2 protein-coding genes (1 of these 2 cut by a window edge) are annotated in these 17,933 nt (G+C 68.4%); both read left to right on the top strand.

The genetic code is table 11. The features are described from left to right. A protein-coding gene (locus ACQEVO_RS13570; protein ID WP_432912910.1) for an NUDIX domain-containing protein crosses the window boundary here: on the top strand, positions 1-17,754 show its 3' portion. It extends 43,122 nt beyond the left edge of the window; only the last 17,754 of its 60,876 coding nucleotides appear in the window; its start codon lies off the left edge, out of view; the stop codon is at positions 17,752-17,754. Beyond that, positions 17,751-17,933, top strand: coding sequence for a hypothetical protein (locus tag ACQEVO_RS13565; RefSeq protein ID WP_432912909.1), 183 nt, complete (start codon positions 17,751-17,753; stop codon positions 17,931-17,933). Before ACQEVO_RS13570 ends, ACQEVO_RS13565 begins: the two co-directional genes overlap by 4 nt.

Raw genomic sequence — 17,933 nt, 5'->3', positions numbered from 1 at the left:
AAGTTCGAGCGCAATTACCCCGAGGGTGATCCGTGGCTCGCCTACGTCCTCACCATCGACACCCTGCACAGTGCCCTCGATGCTGCTCTCGGTCGCGAACTCGGTGCGGATCCGGAACAGGACTTCGACATGGCGTGCGCCGAGGCCATCCGCACCACCCCGGCCGCAGCAGCCCTGAAGGCGCGCCTGCTGCGCGATAGCCGCGCTGCGTTCGCGGGCCGGGCAGATCTCCGTGAGCGCATCGAGAGCTCCCCGCCCCATATCGTCGCGCGGGCGATCCGCGGGATCACCGACCAAAGTGATGTGGGCCTGGACATCACACAGCTCGAAGCGCTGCTCGAGCACATCCGGAGCTTCGGGTCCACGCACCGCAGCCTCCGCACCGATTTATCTACCTACCCCAACCTGGGAACTCTCGTCGCCGACCTGCGCCGGGCCAGCGGTTTCACCACACAGACCCAAGTGGATCTCCTGGCCGGTTTCCATGCGGACGCGACACACATGCTCGAGAACACGAGCCGCGGTCGGATCGATGTTGTCGCCGGGATATTCGAGCTGGTGTCGCTGCCACGACCACTGTGGGATCTGATTGTATGGAAGTTCGCGGGTGGACAACCGGATTCGTTCAGCACATCTTCCGCGGCACATACCTCCTTCGGCAGCTATAGCGCCGCCTGTCGCTGGGCGGCTCGGTTGCCCAGCGATAATTCGCGACCGATGTCCCAGCAGGAACTCGCAGATCTGCTCGGCGTCGCGGCCCGCACGATCCGGACACTGGAAGAAGCCACCAAGAGGGCGCAGGCCGCGGTCCGCCCTGAGTTTCGCGAAGCCCTGTACCGGGCTCTCGGTATAGCCGAAGCCGATTGGGAAGCAGCGGAAAGGCTGTTCGAATCCGGCCCGGATATGGCCCTGGTGAAGGGGCGTATCGGTCAGGACACGACGGCGCAGTTCACCGCCCGGCTCGCTCGGCAGATGTCTCTCTTCGACGAGCGAATCCGCCGGCGGCTGAAGCTGAAGCTGGATACCACGCGGGTAGTCGTCCTTCGCCCCGCCCGCGAGCAGGTCTATGCCCAGGCCGAGAAGGGCATCGCGGCCGCGCCCGATGGAATGACGGTCGGGGAATGGCTCGACCGGATCACCGATTCGGTGGCCGATCGGATCCTCCGAGATTCGGCGCCCGAGAGGCCGCCGGGCCAGGAAGACAATCAGCCGTCAACTCGCACGGAGTCTCAGGAGGATCGTCGATTCGACGAGCGCGATATCGCTCCGGCAGCACAGACTCCCGAGCCCGTCCATTATTCCGGGAAAACCGAGGCCGAGGCAACCGATCGGCCGCTCACCACATTGCAGAGGCGAATCGTCGCGGCTTTGGATGAGCACGGGGAATGTACTCTCTCGGATTTGAAGCGCCTGACCCGCGCCGCGTCCCAAAGACTTCACGAACCGCTTCGAATACTGCTGGATCTGAGAATCGTGGAGACGGTAGCGGACGGTGCGCGGACCCGCTACCGCCTGCTATCGGACGCCTGGGACAAGGCACCCCTTGTCGCCGGCGGGCTGACAGAGCACGCCGAGGTGCCGCTGTCGAACCGGCCGGCAGACCGGCAGGCCCGGATCGCCCGTCTTCTGGCCGATCGTCCGATGACTGTGTCCGAACTGTGTTCCGTACTCGGGGTATCGGATGACACTGTCCGGCTGGGACTGAAAGTATTGGGCGAGAAGGGGGTTGTGGAAGTTGCCGGGCGAAGCACCTCGCTGGGCACGCCGTTCGTCTATCGCTTGGCCGGGGAACTGCCGCCGGAATTGCGGGCGGAAGAACGTCCGGAGCCCGACGCTACCCAGGGCTCTGATGAGGGCGGCGACCCAGGCCGCGGCGGTCTCCCGGTGCACCCTCAGGCACCTCCGCAGCAGCCCGCTGTCTCCCGCCTGACGATCCCCCCTCAGCTCGACCAGTACTCGACGTCGATGCCGTGGCGAGAGAAGGAAACCGGTATCGGAGCCTGGGCGATCGAAATCCTCGGGCGGCACGGTGTGGCCATCGAACTCGGCTCCGGACCCGACGCCCGGGTGGAGTATGCCGAGGGGCGCCGAATCGAGCAGGGGCCGGCGGTCGGATACGACCCGGTGCGCAACACGGTCACCCTGGATGCCGGTGGTGACCCTCATCGGCACGGCCGAATCCTCATCGTCGCGGCGCGGATGGCCGATCAGCTTGCCGGTGGACAACTCGCACTGGATCCGTCGAGCGCCGATCGTGCCGGATCCGTCGACCGGATGCTGGATCTGCTGGCCGACGCGTATGCATTGTCGTATCGCGCGGACCTGATCGCCGACGTCGAGTACGAGAGACTCGGTCTCCCGTCCTACCGCACGATCGAGGCAGCTGCCGACCCCTACGATCCGCTCGCACAGGCCTACACCGAAGCGTACGAACGCGCCTTCGCCGTCGCGTGGAAGTTCTACGAACAGTGGAGTCGATGTCGCCCGATGTGCCACGCGGCCGCGCACCGTGCCGGTATGCGTGCGGTGCGGCTGTCGCTCGACATACTGGGGCCGCGCATCGATGGCCGCGATCTCAGCGCTCATTACGTGGCACTCCGGGAAAGCGAACACGGACACCCCACAGGGGAGCCCGCGACTCCGGAATCGCGAGCCGACAGCTCGGACGCCGCAATTCAGGGCTCTCCCGAGTGGCTTGCCGACGCCGTCGCCGGTCTGCAGGCCAAGCGGGCGCGCGGCGTGTTCGTGGTCGAAGGCGTTCTGGAGGAGATCTATACCGCGGCGCATGCGGAGGCCGTGCAGGCACAACCGCAGAACCCGGACCTTCCGGCACCGGAGATCCTTGCGTATCGAGCGGTGCAGGATTTCCTGAGCAAGGAAAGCTCGGATATCCCGGAATCGGAGCTGGCCGCGGTATTGCTGGACGTGGCGGATGCGGTCGATCAGCTCGACGACCCCGCGTGGGGTGGGCCCCGCGCGCAGACCGTCGAGCCGGCTGCCGTTTCCGAGGGTTCAGCAGCCGTGCGTGGAGCGGGCGATCACCACATCTGGCGCGCTGTGCAGGATCGGTTCAAGGAGATCCGCAACGATATCGGACCGGATGCGCGGCCCGGCCGGGCCGGTGGCGGGCCGCAGATCGCCTCCGACAACATCCTGGTGGAGCACCATCGCCCGGACTCGCTGCCCTATCTGCGTGTGATCGCGCGGCCTGGCGAGCATTACCGGGTACTCCGTGAGTTGTCATTGTCGGGCGGCGACTACGCCGATGTGCTGTGGGACGGGTCCCACGAGATCGGATATTGGGAAGCCACCCTCGGTGCCGGCAGCGAGCTGAATCTGCGGCCACTGTCCGCGGCCGAGGCCGAGGGGCGGTACCGGGAGCCGACCGGGTTCGCCGCGGTCGACCGGCTCGTGGAGCATTACCTGCGCCTGCGCCGGGATCAGCGCACGGACCTCGGTTTCGGTGAGTGGCTGCACCAACTCGGACCGGACGCGTTCCATACCGAGGATGACGGGAACCCGCTGCCCGCGGGCACCCTGCGCCGAGGGTTTGTCGAAATCGGTTTCCGGCGGGCGCGCGCGGAGCAGACGCTGCGCGGCGAGGTATTCGACGATACCCATCCGGTGACAATGGCCTATGACCTGCACACCCGCAAGGTGCCGCTGCCGGTCGATCCGGCCGGGGCACATCGCCCGGAACACCATCGCCTGGAAGTGTTCGCCGTCGGCCCGGCATATCTGTCGATCCACCTCGAACCCGACAGCGCCGGCGGCTGGCGGGTACCCGCTCCGGTCGGTGCCGGCAGCCTGGCCGATATCGCCGATGCCGACGACGCGGTGGTCGAGGCCTACGAGAACCACACCGATCGCGAGTATCAGGGAGAGCCGATCGGAAACACCTCCGATACGCTCGCCGGCTACTTCGAGGGCATGACAGCTTCGACCCCCGAGGAACTGACCGCGCGCATCGCGGCATTCCTCGGGAACTCGGCCACGGTGTCGGCTACCGGCTCGGCACAGCCCGCCACAGATCCGGACCGAGCCCGTCGCACGTCACGGCCGATGATCGATTCCGGTTCGCGTCAGGTTGTCACGATCACCTTGCCCGAGGACCCGGGGGGTGGTGGCGAGCGCCGCCGGGATGTCGGCGATGCGAAGGAGCCGGAATCCTCGGCAGGCACATCTCCGGTTCCGGAGGGGCGGGGACCCGCTGATTCGGCCGGTGCGGCGGCGGAGTCCGGCGCGGCGTCGGCCGAGGTGGCTCACGAGTCCAGGGTGCCGGTGGGTGATCTGGACGAGGTCAGGGGCAAAGATTTCCCCGCCGGTGCCGAGGGCGCTGTTGCGGGAAGTTCCGCAGCGGACGGTCTTCCACCGGAATTGCATCGAGCGGTCTCGGTGGTGCTGGCCCGTCATCAGGGGCTGGATATCGATCTCGAGCCCGTCGGGCCGGACCGGATGACGCCGGAACGGCTCGCCCGGGAGCGCGGTACCGCGCTGGCCGCGCTGTGGGCATGGGCCGGTGAACACGGTCGGGTCGACGAACTTGTCCGGCACTATCCGGGTATCGGTCGCGGGCTTGCAGAAATCGGCTGGCTGGATGCGGCAGCGGCACGGAGGATTCTGCGGGACAGGATCCATGAGCTGTCGGCGGGTGATCCGGAGGATCAGGCCGAACTGGGCGGTCTCCGGTTTGCCGAGGGATTGGCCGACGATGTCACCGGCCTGCTCGATGTCATGGCCCGCAACCACGGGTTCACCCCTGGGGCGCGATTCCTCGCGGCGCGGCACAGGCCCGATGTGTTCGAGGTGCCGGGATGGACCTCGCGCGGACAGGCGCAGATATCGTGGGCGCTGGGCGATCCGGTATCGGCGGAGACGGTGATCTGGTATCGGTCGCGGGTCGACCCCGGTGCCGGCAGCGGTGAAATCGCCGGTGATATCGGGGAGTACTTGCGCGGTCTGGAGCCGGACGACTCCGCCGCGATGATCGTCGTCCTGGATTGCGCCCCGTCGGAGGATCACCTCACCCTCGACCTCCGCTACCGCGTCGACGGTGGCCGGGCGCGGGCCGATGCCGACGATATGGCCGAACGGATCATGCGGGCGGGCGTGGTTCGACACATGATGGGGGCCGGCGAGCCGGGGTCCGGGCAGCGGCCCCGGGTGCTGCTGGTGGGCCGGGGTGCGGCGGTGGACGCGGCCGAGGCTGTCGGGTCGGTCCCGGGAGTCGGCGACTATGTCGACGGTGATCCGGATATCGGGGACCCGCTCTCGACCGCCACCTGGCGACCGGATGGGTCGCTCGAGACGGTCGCGGAGGGGTCGGTGGCCGCCGCTCTGGTGGAGTTCGGGCAACTCTGGCCGGCCCCGGATGCCGATGCGGTGCGGACGCTGGTGCAGCGGTACGGACAGGGGGTGCTCGTGCAGCTCGCCGACACCGAACCCGGCCTGATCGCCGGCCTCTCCGGTGTGTCCGCCGACATCCGGCACCTGGCGAATATCCTTCTGTTGCAGCGTGACTCGGGTACGGGCGCGGATACTCCCTTCCCTGAGGCGGCCGTCGGCAAGAGTGCCGAACTGCGGCGGCTGACCCGGGCGGCGCAGCGACTGCCCGAAGCTCCGCGGGTCGCCGTGCTCTCCCTGGACCGGACCGACCACGGGATGGACGGCGCCGATATCGTCGCGATCGGTGATATCGAGAACGCGGCGCGGATCCGCGTGGTGTCTCGGCACACGCGGGCCGATCCGGCGGCGTTCACGGCTATGGCCGGGCGCGCCCTACATGAGCACGAGAAGTTGATCGCCGGTCCCGGTCGCACCGAACCGGTCGCCACGCTGTTCTGGGTGGGCGCCGATCTCGAGGTGTGGCGTGCGCAGCTGGCCGGTATATGCGACAGCCGGGTCCATGCCCAGAGTGCTGGTGGCCCGAATATCCCGGAAATCGACCATGTTCTGTTCGGTCCTCAGGAGTTCGCCCGCGAGAAGCTGGAACCGTTGCCGTCGGACCCGGGGTCTCATCTGGCCCGGTTGATCTACCTCGGCCTCGAGCAGCGCATGCAGATCGCGGGTACCTTGAGTCGCCTGTACGGTGAACTCCCGGACGGGGAGATGCGGGAGGCGCTGGCGGCGGCATACACCAGGGAGCTGCGCCGGGTGGCTCGGCAGCGCGGTGTCACCGAGGCCGATCTCGATGATCCGCTCCTGCACAAACAGTGGCTTGCCGATACCTCCGGCGAGACCGTCGTTCCCGCCGACCAGCAACAGTTCGTGGTGCTGCGCAATGTGCACAGGGCGCTTGCCGAGTACGACCAGTGGGATACCCGGATCTCTCAGGTGAGTGCGCTGAGCGCGGCGCTCGGCCAGGCGTGGGAGCAATTCGAGATCGGTGCCGATATCAGGGCAGAGTTCGATCTGTTGTCGGGGCTGTCCCGGCGGCTGGACGAGGCGGTCGGGGCGTGGATGGCGCGTGCCGAACAATTCGATTCCGCGGTATCCGACCCCGGAACCATAGCCGGACAACGGATTTCCCCGCCCGATTTCGGTTTGGATCCGGGAGTTCGCCGCTGGACCGGCACGCAGCTGAACGAGCTCGATGCCCGGGCGGCCCGAGCCAAGGCAGAGCTGGCCTTCTACCTGGACGAAAAGTCGGCAGGCTATTCGGACGAGGATTTGGAATTCGCGGTCGGACTCGGCCTGCTGGGATCGCAGGACACGGCCGACGTCGCGGATCCGGGGGAGACCTACCAGTTCACGAAGGTCGCCCTCGACTATCTGCAAACGACCCGCCTGCGCGCGCTGGCCGATCGGATCGACACCGAGGATTTGCAACTTGCGCAGCTCGGCGATTTCAACGATGCGAGCCTGGCCGCGCTGGTCGCGCTCGCGCAAGCCCGGCAAGCGGCGCCGGTCCAGGTGCTGGGTCCGCAGTTGCGGCGGCTGCACCTGCAGGTACCCGATCCGGAGTCCGCGACCGGGGAAACGCCGGAGCGGCTCGCCACCGCCGCCGAGTTCAACCGGATTCTCGGCGTGGAGCGCGATATCCAGGAGCAATGGGTGGCAGCCAAACAGCGCTACCTCGACGCCTGGACCGCACTGGCCCGGGCCTATCCTGCCGAGGCCGAACGGGTCGGCCGATTGTCCGAACCCGCCGTGCTGCGCGAACTACGGGGCCCGGACGGTCTCGACGATTCACGAAATCAACTCTTGGACCGGCTGGTCGCGGCCGCCGACGAGTTCGGCCGATACCAGGGCATGCGCCGCCGGATGCAGGCCCGGGCCGCGGCACTCGAGCCGTGGGCGCGCACCCGCCAGGAGCTCGGTGACGCGCTGACCGCGCAGTCGGCGGTAGTCGGGCAATTGTGGGCCGCGGCCGGTATGTCATCAATGCGGCTGCGTGATCCGGCCGACCAGGTGGTGGCGTCCGAATGTCTGCTTGCCGAGCGAACACAGCGGTTGCACGCCGTCTCACCGGATACGCTCCCGGACGATCCCACCACCGAGGAAGTCGCCGCACTGGCACCGGAGCTGGAGAACCTGCTCATCGGCCGCGATTTCCTGGCCGCCCACCGGCTGGTGGAGGCTGTCGCGGAGCTGGCCGATATCCACGATCGCAGCGCCGTTGCCGACAGCACAGTGCATCAAGGGCTCAGCGAACTGCTGGAGATGGCCGGTGACCAGGGTGGTTACCGACCGGCACCGACCGGCCCCACGGACGGGATCGTTCGGCGCACACCGCCGCCGCCGCCACCACCGCCGGCCGGGCCGGCTCCGGCGGTCGGTGACGGCAGCGCCACCCCCGCACCTCCCACCGCGGCCTTCCCGAAGATCTGCGCGGTGGACGCACAGTCCTTCGTCGATCTGCTGCTGAACCGCGCCGGTCCGCCACTGCCCTCGGTATTCGGCACCAATGCCGCAAGCCGCGGTATCCGTGCCAACGGCACCGATCCCCGCGCTATCGCCGCGCGATACCGGGCGAATTGGAGCCCCGGCGGTTTCGCCGATATCGACGAGATGCGCGATGTGGCCGCGGAGGGCGCGGTGGTGCTGGGCGGGGTCGATACCGATTCCGCGGCCCACGCGTTCGTCCTGCACCGTTGGGCCGACGATCGGGTCTGGGTACACATCCTCGAGAACGGGGTCCGCCTCGATGCGCCGGTAGGCGAATGGACACCCCCGCCGGGCCGGCTCTACGGGATCGTGCTGGATACCGAGGTGGGCCCGGACGGTGTGGTGTCCTATACGCCACGGCACCGGATCCGCGAGGGTGACCAGCCCGCCGGTGTCGCCGGTGAGAATTATCCCCGGCATCGGCTGGCCGGCGAATCGGCCGGATGGGACCGCGATGCCGGAAGCCAGGCTCGGCGCCGCCTGGTCCACGAAGAGCTCGCCGCGGCGGGGCTCGATCTCGCGGATCTGCGGGTATCGACGGATACCACCGATTCCGCCGAGGTCCGGAACCGGATTCGGCGGACTGTCACGTTTCTCGACGGTGCGTCGGCGGAGTTCCGTGAGGCGCTGTCCACCGAATTCCCCGAAGTGGCAGGGCAGTCCGATATCGTCCCGGCGCACACCCGCGATCTGTGCAATCGGCGGATCCTCACCGAGCAGCTGGCCGAGCTCCGGGCACTGTCGCTCGCCGCCGACGGGCGTGCGGAAATCGAGGCGCATATCGCCGAATTGCTGACTGTCCGTGACCTGGTCCGCGACCTCGCCGATCCGCTCATGCGCAAGTCGGGTTTCCGGGCGCGGCTGCTGGCCTTCCCGCAGCCCGGGCAGCGCGGCCCGCTGATGCTCGAATTCGGGGTCGCGGCCGATATCGCCGCCGAACAGGTGATCACCTACGTGCCCGGCCATACCGTGGACTCGGCGGCGGCGCGGCGTGCGGTGCGTGCGGCGGCGGCATTCACCCTCGAAGCCAATGCCGGTGGGCGCCCGACCGGTGTCACGGTCGTCCTGCGCCCCGGATCTGCCGACACGGAAATGGTTGTCGAGCAGGTGGTGGGCCGGATCGCCACCGTCGCCGCGGCCCGTGGCCTGCGGTCGCCGGAGCTGCCGCAGCCCCGGTTCGCGATCGTGCATCGGGGTGACGGACGCGAGATCGGGGTGGAAGTCGCCCGCCGATTCACCGAACCGGCCGTGGTGAGCCGGTCGGCCGAAGATCGGAATACCGTACCGGCGCAGAAACGGTCGCCACGAAAACAGCCGGAGTTTCGTCCGTTCGTTCGCAAGCAAGAATCACCGGGGCCGATCGGAAGTCACGGCGGCCGGACGTTCGAACTCGACCTCATCTTCCTGCGGGACGCGGTCCTCGTGACAGGCACGACCCCGGTACCTTCCCTCGGGTCCGAAGATGACACGCAATCAGCCGAACTCGTGGCGGATCTGGACAAGATCGAGGCGCTGAAGGCCGTGGCGCAGGCGCTGATGGAATACTGGGGCGGCCGCGCGGGCAAACTGGGTGACGATCCCGTTCTCATGCGCCGTGTCGTCGAGCTGGAGACGCTCGCCGCCAGGATCTTCGAGGCCGAGGCGGCCACCCTTCGTGGGCACAACTCGGCGGGGCGGGTGTCCCGGCCCCACGAGGTGGATGGGCTTCGAGACGAACTCGCGAACCGAGCCCGCGAGACCTTGGAGTGGGCCGCTGAACGCGGATACATCTGGCAGCTCGGCGATTTCGCGCCGGGCCGGGTGCTCGGGCCGGTAACCCAGCGGCTCGCCCATGAGTTCACGCGGCGGCTCGCGGATTTCGCGCCTCCGGATATGCCGCCGGACGGGTGGGCGCACCGGAACGTGGCCGCATTCGCCGATCGGCTGGAGCAACTCCGCCGGGACCGTGACCTCCTGGCCGGGCAACTCGCCGCGCTTATCGGCTATCCGCCGGAACTGCTGACGCCGGAGCATGTCGCGGTGCTCGCCGAGCGGCTGAGTCGTCCGGCCGGCGCCGGGCATCTCGAAGCCGACCGGTTGCGTCGCCTCGACCGTGAGCTGGCCGCCGGTGCGGCCCACCTGGCCGATACGACACGCGCCGAAGGCCTCGCACTGCTGCACGGCGCCACGGTCTGGACCCGGGCCCAGTTGGCTGTGCTGGATAAGCAATCCCGTGGTTTCCGGGATTTGGCACGCGACGCGTGGGGTGTCGGTGACTACGACTTCACCCAGGAGCCGACCGACCTGGACCGGCTGCGGGAACTACGCGGGCGACTGGATCCGAAATCTGTCCCCGGGCTCGCGGCAGACGAACACAGAGCGATTTCGGGGCAACTCGATCTGCTGATCGGTTACGCCGAAACCCGGCAGATCCTGGCTGCCCGCGAAACCGCCCTGGTGGAGCTCGCCGGGCAGGTGGAGGACCTGGCAGGGCGGTACTTCCAGGCGCGCGCCGCGGACGCTTCGGGTATCGAACACGGCGAGGACGGGCGGTCGGCCGGGATAGAAGCGGGCTTGGACCACCTGCTCGGGCCGGTGCTCGAGGCCGTGCGTACCGCCGGACAGCCGCTGAAGCTGCCGCCGGCAACGCCCTCCGAGAACACCGTGCCTTCGGTTCCACGACCGGTGGCCGATGCTCCGCGGCGCCCGGTATCGACTCGACCGGACCGCGCCGCCGGAAAGGAGATCCGGCTCGCCGACGATGGTGGGAGCGAGCTGCCGGCCGATTCTGCTGCGCCGAATTCCGGTGAGCCCGGGTGGCGGGTTCGGCGGGTGCGTGAAGAGGTCGAGCTCGCGCGGGCGTTGTATCACGATCCGGAGGTCAGGCAGGCCGCGGTGGCCGTGCTGGAGCGCCTGCGTGCGGTGCTGATCGAGATGCATGCGCCGGACCGGACGCCGGAGCAGATCGAGCGGGTCGAGGACGCGTTCTACGCGGTCGGGGGAACCAAGGGGCACGGGCAGGTGCCGCGGTCGGTGTCGTTGGACGAGCTGGTGGCGACCGGCAATGTCCGGGAACTGATGTGCGCCGTGCAGTATGCGATGTGGTACAGCGCGGAGATCGATCCACCGGCGGGACCGACGCTCGACCACGGTGTGACCGAGCTGCTGAACCGGGCCGACTGGGCGGAAACGGCTGCCCGGCTGGGACTCGATATCGACGCGCTGGGTGCGATACGCGCGCGGATCGTCGGGGCAGACCCGCTGGGAACGGTGGAATGGCTCGAGGTTTCCGAATCCCACAAAGCGGTGCACGACGACAAGGAACTGCCATTCCAGGAGGAGCGTACGGCGAGCGAGGCGGACGAACGAGTTCCCAGTGAGCGCTGGCAGGGACGCCGAGTATGGACGGTCCAGGATTGGCAGCTGCTGGGGATGCCGTTGTCGTCCAGAGAGTTCGCGGCGATCCCGGGCCCCCTGATCGCGCTCGAAGTGACTCGGCTGGAGCCGGGCGACCTGGAGTTGCCACGAACTGCCGACGGGCGGGTCGACGAGGACGCGCTCGAGGATGCCCTCCGCGCCGAATTCGAGGCCGTCGGCAAGAAGTTCCGTTTCGCGCTACCGCTCTACGAGTTCGACGACCAGACCGGCCGCCGGGTGCGGGATGCGAACGGGAACGCGGTGGTGGCCTTGGTGCGGGTCTACTGCGAGGATCGGGAGGTCACTCCGGAGGAGGCGCAACGGCTGGATCCGAACAAGTATGCCGTGCCGCTACCGGCGGACAGGGCGACTGTCGGCTCGCTCGCGGTGGATATTGCCCGGGACGGGGAATGGTTCCGCTCGACCGCGGTCGAACGGGGGTTCCCGGTGGTCTCGGCGATTTCGGGGACGGCGGGCCGGTTCGCTTCGCGTTTCGTGTGGTTGAAGCCGCCGGGGGTTTCGGATACCGCCTACCTGGGTGCGGTGCTGGGTTTCCTGATGCCGGAGCATCATTCGCTGTACGAGCTGGTGCGGGCGATGCAGCGGTTCGGTCTGCAGGTGGTGGACCCGGCGGTGTTCGAGACGGCCGATCCCGTGGATTCGCTGTATCGGGCGGTATTCGACGCGTTCGGCCTTCCGATGCCGGAGGGCGGTGCACGGATCCGGCCGATGCCGGAGGATCGCCGTGCGGCGGCCGGTGTCGCTCCCGGCGACCTGCCTCCGGCGGCGGAAAGTCCGTGGGACACCGGGGATGCCGAGGGGCCGCAGGAGCGTCCAGCCGATATCGGCGACCCCTGGACGGTGATGGAGGGTTACGCGCCGGCACCCCTGAACGCCGACGAGCAGTCGCAGGTAGCCGAAGTTCGGCGCCTGCTCGGCGGGACCGGGCCGGTGTTGCCGCTGCGGCACACCCACGTACCGGACCTGGCGCTCGTCGCCGAGGCCCAGCCCGACCTGATCGCCGCAAGGGCCGGTATACCCGGCGATCTCCGCGACCGGGCGAATCGGATACTGCTGCACCGGGAGCTGGCTGCCGAAGCGGCCGCCGACCCGGAACGGGCCGGTGGGCGGGCGCACGAGTTGCGGCGAATGGACCGGGCCGCGGCGTGGCTGCCCGGTGATTCGGCGGTCCGGGTGCTCTCGCTGGACTTGCACGGAGACGGCTCCGACCTGGTGGTTATCGGAAATATCGAACGGGCGGACACGATCGTCGTCGATATCTCGCCCGGCGCCACGGATCCGTCCGTTTTCGCGGCGGCGTCGCGGCGTGGACTGGAGCACTACGACAGGATGGCCGCCGATCCCGGTGACGGGCCGTCGCCTGCCGTGGTGTTCTGGGTGGGAACCGATATCGGCATCCTGTACGAGGAGCTGTCGGCGATTCTGGAGGCCCGGGCGGTCGACGCGCTCGACGACGGCGCCGACGGCCCGGGTGTGCCGGGCGACCTGCGGTTCTCGGTCGACAGATCCCGGCCACTGCCCGGCGATTTTCCGGAACCCGGGCTGTTCCAGCTCTTCACCGCCGGTCTGCGGGAGCAGCTGCGGCTGGGATTTCAGCTGGGGTCGTACCTGGACGCCAACCCGGAGCTGGGATCGTTGCGGCGTTCGGAATGGGATCGCCTCCACGGTGAGCTGCTCCCCGAAATCGCCCGGCAGCTGGGAGTTTCCGAGAGCGATCTGCGCGATCCGGTACGGATGGACCAGTTGCGTCGCGATGCCGCGGACAACCCCGCCGGCGTCTCACCCGATCAGCTGGATTTCTTCGCGTTGGACAACCTGCGCACTGCGGTGGCGGAGCTCGAGCGGTGGCGCACCAGGGCCGAGCAGGTGATCACCCTGAGCCGGGCGCTCGCGACCGCCCAAGCGCACTACACCGCCGGGTTCTATACCCGCGCAGAACTGGAGATGCTCGGCGACCTGGCCGCGGAACTGGATCGGCAAGCCGGGGATTGGTTCACCGCGAGCCGGGAGCTGCAGCGCCCACCGGATCCCGGGACGGTGGCCGGCCGGCCCCTCCAGCCGGAGGTTTTCGGTCTCGACCCCCATGCCCGGCGCCAGACCAGTGCCCGGCTGGCCGCTCTCGAACAGGCGGTCGAGCTGAACCGCGAAATGATGTCCGTCTATCTCGGGCATGCGATCTCGGACGACGAGCTGGCGGCCCGGGTCGCCGCGCGCGACGTGCGCGGGGACCTCGACGCCGGACGTCCGCGCCGGTTCCGTGATCCGGCCGTGGCCTACCTGCAGGCGTCCGAACTGCTCGCTATGGCCCGCCGGGCCGAAGCCGCGGATCTGATGTTCGAACAGCGCACCGCCCTGATGGACGCGAGCCTGGCCGCCGTCGAGCGGATCATCGCGACCCTGCCCGAGCCGCCGGGCCTGGGCCAGGCATTGCGAGAGTTGCGGCAGCGCTTCGCGGCGCCCGGCGATCCGCTACCGCCCCCCATCGAGGACGCGGCCTTCGAACGAGCTACCGAAGTACTGGAGACCGCACACCGGCATTGGACCGAAGCCAAACAACATTCCCACGATGCCTGGAAGGAATTGCGGGGGTACCCCGACAACCCCGAACCCGGCCGGTTGGCCTATTTCGCCGACCTCCGCGCGGAGGATGCCCCGGATGACCTCGATGACGCGCACGAGGCCCGGCTGGACGCCGCCGCCGCGGCGGCCGATGTCTTCGCGGTCGCGCAGCTGCTGCTCGCTCGCCTGGACGAGCAGGCGAGCGACCTCGAGCGGCTTGCCGAGGAACGTAACGCCCTCGCCGGAACGGACCAGCAGACCGATCGCCGGGATGAGATCGCCGCGCTGGATCGCGCTATCGCTGCCGGATTGGCCGAACTGATCCGGATCGCCGAACATCCGGGCACCCCGGGCATCGCGGCCGAACCGGCCGACGCGGAACCATCTATCCCCGCCGTCGGTGACGGCAGCGCGGTACCGGGCCCCCGAGCGAAGGATATTCCGAAGATCTGCGCGGTGGACGCCACGGCGTTCATATCCCTCCTGTTGGGAATCGGCACACCATCGATACCGTCGATTTCCGGGGCCACCGCTGCCGGGCGGCAGGTCCGCGAAAAAGGAACGAGTCCAGTCGAATTCGCCGCGAATCTCGGGGCGAACTGGCGTACCGGCGGTTTCGGCAACTTCGCGGAGATGCGCGCCCGCGCCGAGACGGGCTCCGTGGTGGCAGGTGCGGTCGACACCGATACCGACGCCCACGTGTTCGTCCTGCACCCGGGGATCGGCGGCGAGGTCTGGGTGCACACCCTCGTCAACGGCATCCGGACCGATATGCCGCTGGCGCAGGATTGGATGCCGGGCGAGGGCAGGCTGTACGGGATCGTCTTCGCGGCCGAATCCGACGCGGACGGTGCACCCGCCTACACCCCGGAGCATCCGATCATCGCCGGCGACTACCCGGTGGGGGTCGAGGGGTACGACTTCCCGCGCCATCGCTTGGGCGGAGAAACCGGCGATACGATATCCGACCCCGCCGATCCCGCGGCCCGGCTGCGTGCAGCCCTGACCGCGTTCGGCCTGAACGATATCGACGACCTGCGGATTCCTGCCGGTCCCAACTCGTCGACCGAACAACCACCGGGTCGGGCGGCCGAATTCCGCGCCGACGGCGATGGCGCGTCGCGGAGGGAGCCGGACCGTGCCCCGATCGACGCCCGCAACGTCATGGGAGGTGCTTTCGATTCCCCTGCCGCGGAGTCGGATGCGAGCGATGGACCGTGGGGCCGGCTGGGTCGAGTGGCCGCGTTCTGGGCGGGTGCCGATATCACTGTGCAACTGGAGCTGGCCCGTACCCGTCCCGAATTGTTCGGGGAACTCGATATCGTGCCGCCGGCCAATCGCGATCGGCACAATCGCCGGTTCTTGCGACAGGAAATAGCGGAGTTGCGCAGTCGTATCGGTCGGGAAGGGAGGCGGGCCGCCGCCGCGGATCAGTCGCGGTTGAGTGAACTACAGGCGATTCAGCGACTTCTCGATACGGTGGTCGCCACCGAATCCGCGGCGGGCGGGTTCCCGGTTCGGCTGCTGAACCTGCCGGGACCGGACAATCCCGGACTGCTCGTGCTCGAATTCGGCGATACGACCTTCGCCGCCGAACAGATCATCGCCGCTGTGCCCGAATCCGCCAAAAGAGTCCTGACCGGCGGGCTCGCTACTGCCGTGCGCCGGGCGGCGGAGCTCACGCGCGAGGGGAATGCCGGCGGCCGGCCGGTGGCCACCGTGCTGGTGTTCCGCTTCGGACCCGAAGCCGCGGGGGAGGCCGGAAGGCAACGCGCGGCCGAGACGGTGGCCCGGAGAGTGATCGCCGTGCAGGCGGTCCGCGAACATGGGACGCCGGTGCGGAAGAACCCCGGGTTGCGGATCGTGGCCGGCGGCACCGACGGCGCGACGATGCGGGCGGCCATCGCCTCGCGACTGCCGGGAACCGTTGAGATACAAGAGCTCACGACGGCCGGCCGGGTATCGCCCTCCGCGTCACCGACTGCGCATCGGGATACAGCGCCGGGCAGCCGACCGCGACAGTGGCCCTGGCCGTTTCGTAGAACGGCAGATCGGATTCGAACCGAATCGACATGCCGGGCGCTGCCGTGGCTGAATCGGACTGTCTACCAGGTGCGTTACGCGGGTCCCGACGAGGACGGCACTCTTCGCGACGACGACAGTACTTTCCTCGAGGACCTGGACGATGCCCGCAACTTGCGCCTTCCGGTCGCCTCGGACGATCAGTTCGACGAAATAGAAAGCTTGCGCGCGTGGATCGCGGCGGAAGATCAGATTCCGCCCGTCACCGCGGACTCGCTCGCCGGGTCTGCTCAGCGGAATATCGCCTGGCGCTTCGACGAACTCGCCGACCGTGCCGAAGTCATCTATCAGGCACAGACCGAGTATCGGGTGCTGGGCAGTGCGCACCAGGAACTGCGCGCGGAACTGGCCGGGGAACTGAAAGAACTCCGATCCGAATTCGCCGAGCAGCTGGAGCGGATTCTCGAGTTGGCCGCCGAATACGGCATTTTCCTCGGTGAACCGGTGAAACTGGGATCCGGCCTGGAGGGGCTTGCCCGCGAATCAGCGCTGCTGCGGCTGAGATCCGATGTTTCGCTCCCGGTCGACGGATCGAGCCGCGACGAGCGAGTCTTCTCCGCCCGGAGTGAGCTGCAGGCCCACCGGGACAAGGCCGCCGCCGAGCTGGCACCGAAACTCGGTGTTCCGGTGCGCTGGCTGACGCCGGAACGAGTCGCCGCGCTGGTTGTCCAGTTGGGTCAGGTCCATGATCCCAATACCCACGACGCGGTGATGCTGGGCGATCGGGATCCGGAACTCGCGGTGCTGGCACGATTCGCCACGGCCACGGATCGGATCATCGGTATCGGCCGGCTGCGATCCGCCATCGCCTGGGCCCGTGCACAGGTCGATCTCGCGGACCGGCGATTCATCGAATACCGTGACACCGCAGCCGAATCCGAATATCCGGAGCTGGCCGGCGTGGAGATCACCGATGTGGCGGCGCTCCGCACGAGTGCGGGCGCGCGTCCGCGCCGCGGTTCGGCCGATCAGCCCACCCTGCCGGAGAAGCTGCTCGAATTCGCCGAGTACCGGATACAGTGGTCGACCCGCGAAGCCGGGCTTTGCGATCTCGCCGAGACACTCGATCTGCGGGCCACGGAACATGTGCGGCGGTCCAGGTCTTACCTTCCGCCCGCCGGGGAAGAACACTGGACGGCCGACCTCGCCAGGATCGACAAGGCCTTGGCCGCCGGTTTCGACAGCGATATCGACCGTCTGCTCGCCACTACGGAACCGGTCGGCGACCTCGCCGCATACCGGTCACCCGATACGGAACCCGATTTGGACCGGACCGATCTCCTCTGCGTCTACCGGGCTCGGGATGTGGCTTATGCGGCGCTGGGGCTGGCGGTTCCGGAGGGGCTTCCGGCTCCGGTGGCGAGGTATTCGGGGATCGACGGCGAGCGGGCGCCGGAGGTCGTCGGTGCCGATTGGGAGCCCGGCGGCTGGCCCGATCCGGGTGCGCTTTTCGAGCGGGTGCGGACAACCGGTGACGCCGTGGTGGCCACGGTCGGCTATCGGGCTCCCTACCGGGTCGGCCGGGTGGGATCCCATGCGGTGGCGGTGTTCCGGGATGGTCCCGAGGTGAAGGTCGTCGATAACGGCGTCGAGATGAGTTTCGGTCAGTGGGTGGCCGGCGGAAAGGATAAGTGGCGGTCCCCGCAGATCTTCGGGATGGTCATCCATCCGGGCGGAACTCCGGGCACTCCATTGGTCGACGGGAAATCGCAGGCTATCCCCACCCGGGACTACTTCCCCGGAAACATCGGCGCCGGTGAACCCCTACCGCGGGTACCGAGGGCCGGCGACCCGGATCCCCGTGGATGACCAACTCCTGCGCAGACCATCGGGAAACCACGCAGCAGATACTGACCTGCCATGACATGGTCAACCGGCCACGAAGCCGAGGAACTACGCCGGCCGCCGACCGCAGCGTCGCGGGCGTCGGCGGGAACTACGGCAATGTCGTGCTCACCGAGTTGCGCGCCATGGTCGCCGGCGGATGA

The sequence above is a fragment of the Nocardia sp. CA-290969 genome, from assembly GCF_050936135.1.
GTDB lineage: Bacteria > Actinomycetota > Actinomycetes > Mycobacteriales > Mycobacteriaceae > Nocardia.
The sequence above is the reverse complement of the archived record's forward strand: the minus strand, read 5'-3'. Positions and strand labels throughout refer to the sequence as shown.